The 5783-nt window shown below is 47.9% G+C and carries 6 protein-coding genes; 4 read left to right on the top strand and 2 right to left on the bottom strand.

Going from position 1 to position 5783, the window contains the following annotated elements; translation table 11 throughout:
- A partial coding sequence (locus tag KDK15_RS13915) for a hypothetical protein (RefSeq protein WP_257295990.1) occupies nucleotides 1-209 on the top strand: 209 nt, incomplete at its 5' end.
- A gap of 576 nt (nucleotides 210-785) precedes the next feature.
- Here the strand turns inward: KDK15_RS13915 and KDK15_RS13910 are convergent.
- Together KDK15_RS13910 and KDK15_RS13905 are read right to left on the bottom strand one after the other, a co-directional pair.
- Complete coding sequence (locus KDK15_RS13910) at nucleotides 786-1523, bottom strand: tRNA1(Val) (adenine(37)-N6)-methyltransferase (protein ID WP_257295989.1); 738 nt, start codon at nucleotides 1521-1523, stop codon at nucleotides 786-788.
- Between the two features lie 5 nt (nucleotides 1524-1528).
- On the bottom strand, nucleotides 1529-2410 hold the full coding sequence (locus KDK15_RS13905) for a DMT family transporter (RefSeq protein ID WP_257295988.1): 882 nt from the start codon (nucleotides 2408-2410) through the stop codon (nucleotides 1529-1531).
- Nucleotides 2411-2791: 381 nt separating this feature from the next.
- Between KDK15_RS13905 and KDK15_RS13900 the strand changes: the two genes are divergently transcribed.
- From KDK15_RS13900 to KDK15_RS13890, 3 genes are all read left to right on the top strand, one after another.
- Nucleotides 2792-3511 (top strand): ATP-binding cassette domain-containing protein, encoded by a 720-nt coding sequence (locus KDK15_RS13900; protein ID WP_257295987.1) that lies wholly within the window; start codon nucleotides 2792-2794, stop codon nucleotides 3509-3511.
- Nucleotides 3499-4659, top strand: coding sequence for an ABC transporter permease (locus KDK15_RS13895; protein WP_257295986.1), 1161 nt, complete (start codon nucleotides 3499-3501; stop codon nucleotides 4657-4659). Before KDK15_RS13900 ends, KDK15_RS13895 begins: the two co-directional genes overlap by 13 nt.
- 435 nt (nucleotides 4660-5094) lie before the next feature.
- On the top strand, nucleotides 5095-5631 hold the full coding sequence (locus KDK15_RS13890) for a hypothetical protein (RefSeq protein ID WP_257295985.1): 537 nt from the start codon (nucleotides 5095-5097) through the stop codon (nucleotides 5629-5631).
- Nucleotides 5632-5783 lie beyond the last annotated feature (152 nt).

Genomic DNA, 5783 nt, shown 5'->3' with positions numbered 1-5783 from the left:
TCCCCGCCTGCGCGGCCCGGCCCGATTGGGCGAGGGTTTACGACGATTTTGCTAAGGGGTATTCAGGGTCGTTCCCGATTTTAGCAAGAGTGGAAGCATCAGCGACTTTGATGCTTTTCGCCACACCGGTTGGCAGAAAACTGGTCAGCCCTGCCAGTGTCATTGCCTCTGGGAAAAAATCACTGGCATGCCTGGGTGCCCGGAGATAGTGCCCGACAGGCGAAAAAGTTTTTCCGAGCGCAAAGAAGCGAATTATTGTCAGCTTGAAGGAGGGATGGTTATTCTGGTGCTGGCAGGTAAACCGGGATGAGAAGATTAAAGTGCATTTCTCCCTGCATCAAGAGGCTGTCGCGAAACCCGAAAGCGAGTCTCTCCGTGTAGGTCGGCTCCTAAGGGAGCCGACACCCGAACCAATCGCCATGCACGATGATCTGTGAGTTTCATGGGGGATGGCGGTCGGGCCACGAGTTGGCTCGCTTGCGAACCGACTTCATCAGGTATTCATTACTCGCCTGACTGTATTAAGATAGTCCTGAGGCTTACCTTTCTTGGGAGTGAAGCGCGACCATACATAAAAATAATATTAACTCGGCGTGGATATTTTGTGGGATATTTCTGGTCACGTTGCTATGGGCACTGGAGTTTGATAACCGACCAAGAGCCCGTCTGGTCGCTCCCTACTCATCCGACCATCTCAATTCATCAACGAATGAACAGGTCACGCAAAGTGACCGAAGCAATGGCCTGAAGTCTAACGTACTTACATCGAATATCATTGCTGACCATTAGAGGGCCAGATAATAAGGTGACATCAACTGTCTGGTTTCTTGGGTGTAGTGAGGAGACTGGATATATATAGTGACAGTCTCCTCTTGTGTTTCCTGAGGTTTATCCCGGATCAGGTGTTTTAACACCAGGATATGGCGATGGTTCGGATGGCGGCTGGAAGAACGCAGCCCAATCTGTTTGATCACACCCAGTCCTTCCAGGGCAGCCGCTGCCAAAAAACGCTGTGTGGATTCCACGGGCAGTAGAATCCAGGCTTCGCCAGTGATCGCTAAATGCCAGGAAATCACCCTGGCAAGATCAGTAAAACTCAGGCTATCGGTATGGCGGGCCATGTTTCGTCGCTGATCATCCCCCTTGAAGGATTGCTGAAAAAAAGGCGGGTTCGAAATGACACAGTCAAAGCGTTGCTGGCTGGTGGCAGAGAATATCTGGATAGCGCTATTGACCAGCTGAAACTGATCGGCCCACGGACTGGCGATAAAGTTACTGACCGCTTGCTTTGACGCTTCTTCATCCAGCTCCACGGCCGTGATTTTCCCATTACAGTTCTGAGCTGCCATCAGGCTGAGCAGTCCGGTGCCTGCGCCAATATCCAGAATTGACTGGCTATGTTGTAATCCGGATGACTCAGCCAGAAGGGCTCCAAAGATGCAGGCATCTGTGGTGACTTTCATGGCGCATTCACCCTGGTCAATTCTGAACTGTTTAAAAGCAAAGTAGCTGTTTCTGGCCATGACGTTTACTTTCTACTCAGGTGCTGCTGAGCCAGAACGGCAACAATAATCATATTCAAGCCAGCATAGGTGGCAGGATAGATAGACTCACCAAGAATATTGGCGATGAAAATCAGTGATAGAAACGGACTAAAGTAGCTGATATTGCTGATCATGGCGGTATTTTCCGCCAGTTTAAGGGCTTTCAGCCACAGGATATAAGCAAAGCCCATTTCAATCAGACCAACATAGGCTGCTGCTGCCAGGCCTTTAGAGGCAATGGGCCAGAAACCGGAGAAGAGGGCGGTGGCGCCAATAATCCAGGGCAGTCCACAGATGAAGCAGATCAGCAGGCCAACCACAGGATCCCCTTCACGTCGGGTATTCAATAGCCAGTAAAGCGCCCAGATGATGGTACTTGAAAGTGCCAGAACAACACCGGTGGGGCTGGAGAAATTAAGGTTTTGAAACTCCCCACGGGTACAGATAATCGATACACCCGCGTAGGCCAGCAGGCAGCAGAGCAGGCTGGTAAAGGACAGCTTTCTGCCTAGCAAAGGAACGGCAAGCAGGGTTAGCGCCATTGGCCAGCTGTAATTTAATGCCTGCGCCTGTTGGGCCGGAAGCAGATCATAAGCGCCAAACAAGGCAACGTGATAGAGAAAAGGGTTTAACAGTCCCAAGGCCAGGAATAATTTCGGTGATTGTTTGAATTGGGAGACGATTAAATCAGCCTTTCCCTGAATCATGACAATGATGGTAAGCACAATGATGGAAGTTGCCACGGACCAGAATACCAGCTGCCATGGGTCAAGATATTTAAGGGCTATTTTAAAGGCGGTGGCAATGGTCGACCATAATAAGGCCGTGGCCAGGGCATAGAAACAGGCTTTGCTATTGTCTGTCATGAATACTGCTTGGAGACGTTATGAGTATGTTTGAGTATTTAGCAATACTATCTTACAGGCCCGAAAAGAAACAGGTAGTCTCTTTTAATGTGAAAATCATCACTCACTTCATAAAAAAACTTGACGAATTGCAAGGTCTCCTGGCGCAATCGGCTTGTATTGACCCCGCTCTAAAGACGAATGCTATCGCTGGATAGAGCAACCCCTCAGCCACTTTGAATACTGATCTTCCGGGGGAGTATGTCTTATTAAATGGTGCTATGAAGCCGGTCATGGGGAGGCTTATCTTTATTGGCAGACGACCGATAACCATGAGCATGAAAATCAAGACCGTTGTTTATCCTGATCAGCTGCAGGTCTTTATCAAGGCGGGGATATAAGATGACAAATGTTCAGGCCGTTGCCATTCATGACCTTGAGCAGAGTATTGGTGAAACTGAAGTTTTGCGAATTCCGGAGCTGGTTATTAATGCTGGTGAAACGGTGTGTCTTCAAGGTGGGAATGGCTCTGGCAAAACCACCTTGTTAAGAGCCCTGATGGGGCTTGTTCGCTGTAACAGTGGTGATGTGATGGTTCTGGGCAATGATTTAAGAAAAATTGGCACCTCCTCTCTGGAAAGACTCCGTGCCGACTCTATCGGGTTTGTTTTTCAGCACTATAAGCTGGTTCCTTATTTAAGTGCCTTCGATAACATTCTGTTGCCCTGCTATTTCTCAGCGAAAAGGAGGTATGAAGCTGAAAGGAAGTGTGAAACTGCCGCCAAGGATGCCATTCGTCTGATTCGCAAGCTCAGCTTAACAGACCCATCCCGGCTATCAAAAAATGCTGCACAATACAGCGCCGGTCAACAACAGCGCTTTGCGATTGCCCGTGCACTGATTGGCAAGCCTGAAATGGTGTTGGCAGATGAACCGGCTTCGGCCATGGACGGCAGGGGGAAGAAAGCCGTTTACCAGCTTTTACAGGATGAATGCCGTGCCAGTGGAGCCACACTGATCTGTACAACCCATGATGAAAACGGCATTGATGGTTTTGACCGGTATGTGAACATGGATACCTTGAACCTGGCAAGGGAGCGCGAAAACCGATGGTCATTATGAAGATTATGCGCAGAAGCCTTGGTCAGAGAGCCGGGCGTTCAACGATTTCGATTCTGGCTCTTGCTTTCAGTATTGCGCTTCTTCTGGTGATCAGCCATATTCATGAAGCCGTCCGATCCTATGCCCGACAGGTGTCTTCAGGTGCAGACCTGATTGTCGGAGCACCTTCGCAGCCGGTACATCTTGTCCTTTACAGTCTTTTTCGCATTGGCCCTCCTCCCCAGGTGATACCCTGGGAAATCTATGAAGCCATTGCTGGCCTGAAGGATGTGGAGTGGGCTGCACCTGTGTCCACCAACGAAAGTCACCGTGGATATACAGTGACCGGCAGTACTGCACGTTATATGGAAACGCTGCAGCTGAAAGCCCTTAATTTCATTGGCAGTGGATCAGGCACGGCATTCAGAAATCATCGGTCTGCATTTATTGGTGCCAGTCTGGCAGCAGACTATCAGCCCGGAGAAACCCTGACGATAGCCAATGGCTTTTCTCCTTCATTAAAAGATGAGTATCAAACGCCATTTATTATTCAGGGGGTTTTAATGGAAACCGGAACCTCACTGGACAGTAATATTTTAATTCCTATTGAAGGGTTACGAAAAATCCGAAAAGCCCATGGAATAAAAACTGATAACCTTAACTTCATTTTGATAAAACTGCGACATCGCCACTCCCTCTTTAAGGTGCAGAAGGAACTGAAGTCAACATTCAATACACCACTTGAAGTAGTGATTCCCTCGTTCGAGCTGGAAAAGCTTGGGCCTTATCAGCGAATGCTGAATAATGTGTTTGTGGCGATGAGCTTTATCATCGGACTGCTCTCCCTGATGATGATCTATTTTAATCTTTCTGCCGGTTTTTCCGAGCGAAAACAGGAAGTCGAACTGTTGCGAATGGTAGGGGCAAGCCCCTGGCAGCTGGCAGCCCTGACATGGGCAGAACCTATGCTGCAGATTCTGTTTGCTCTTTGCTCTGGTGTCGTTATCTATAAAGTATCGACTCTGTTCCTCGGGAGCTGGATTCCTGTTGTGAGCAACATCGCACTGCCTTTTGAGCGGCTGCTTTGGTTATTGTCGCTGTTTTTGCTGGGTTTTCTGGTTGCCTGCTTGCCAGCATGGCGATTGTATGGTTTTTCCAGAAGAACTTAGGAATGTTTAGACCTGTGATCAACCGTTCTCATGGCTAACTGATGGTCCTCTGGCAGGCTCTATGACACCCGCATTGGTAAGCCATCTTAAGTTAATCCAAAACAGCTTCCTCTGCATATGGATTAGATTGAATAGTTTATGGCCGCATCCATGGATGGGGCTCCCACCATAAACGTGGAGGTTTCTTTCAATTATTTACCACCTTCATTCTAAAGGGCAATAACTTGAGAGCGAGGTTCATCATGCTTGCAGAATTTAAACGTCAATCGGTTTATATCTATTAATGTAGTGCAGGTAAGCTGCGTTACTTGTTAAAAATCATAGCAATAACGTGTAATACATTACGAGAAAAATACTCTAAAAAAAGTTGAAACCAATTGAAGGTGGCCAAAGTCTATTGTAGGTGTCTATTAAAGAAAAAAGAGGTTTTTATTTATGGATCGCATGTCATCATTCCCCGCCACCACTCAACCATTGACAACTTCTGTAGATTCAAAAGGTTCAAATGGTGCGCCAATAACAGTTTCTTCCAATATAGCTGGAACGGATACCGTAACAGTGGCTGCAGGGGATACGAAGAATGAAATGCCAGACAGGTCATCAGGAGAAGAGAAAGGGCCGGGTGGTGATTCAATAAGTGATAAGACCGTTAAGGAGACCAAAGCTGATACTCAAATGAGTGACAAGGGTGTAGGCGGTCTAGAAGAAAAAGGTTCGGAAGAGACTGCAGCAGACGCAGCAGCAACTGCAACAGAATCTGGTGAAAAGGAACAGGTTAAATTAGTGTCTGATAAGGTTCAGACTGTTCAAATAGATGATGGCTCAAAGGCTGCAGAAGCTACGGCAGAGCAGCCTGAACTGGAGAAAAATGACTCCCCGGAGGCTGAAGGGGATAGTAAAGGAGCAGATGAAAGTGCTGAATCTGGGGAAACCATTGAAACCACGCAAGAAGAAGGTAAAAAGGAGGGATGATGATGTCTGGTCTTTGCGATGTGCTGGAAGCGATTGTTTGTTAACCAGCTTTCATCATTTATGCTTTAGCAAAAACGTCCTAAACCCTCGCCCAATACGGGCGGGGATATAAGACGGGAAGGCCGGGCCGCGCAGGCGTAGAGCCTTCCGCC

Origin of the sequence: Endozoicomonas sp. YOMI1 (assembly GCF_024606345.1) — a bacterium.
Classification (GTDB): Bacteria; Pseudomonadota; Gammaproteobacteria; order Pseudomonadales; family Endozoicomonadaceae; genus Endozoicomonas.
This window is presented reverse-complemented; position numbering and strand designations above follow the sequence as displayed.

Excerpts from the sequence above, each read along its gene's own strand:
- KDK15_RS13910 (WP_257295989.1), bottom strand. The coding sequence starts at position 1,523 with ATGGCCAGAAACAGCTACTTTGCTTTTAAACAGTTCAGAATTGACCAG.
- KDK15_RS13905 (WP_257295988.1), bottom strand. The coding sequence starts at position 2,410 with ATGACAGACAATAGCAAAGCCTGTTTCTATGCCCTGGCCACGGCCTTA.
- KDK15_RS13900 (WP_257295987.1), top strand. The coding sequence starts at position 2,792 with ATGACAAATGTTCAGGCCGTTGCCATTCATGACCTTGAGCAGAGTATT.
- KDK15_RS13895 (WP_257295986.1), top strand. The coding sequence starts at position 3,499 with ATGGTCATTATGAAGATTATGCGCAGAAGCCTTGGTCAGAGAGCCGGG.
- KDK15_RS13890 (WP_257295985.1), top strand. The coding sequence starts at position 5,095 with ATGGATCGCATGTCATCATTCCCCGCCACCACTCAACCATTGACAACT.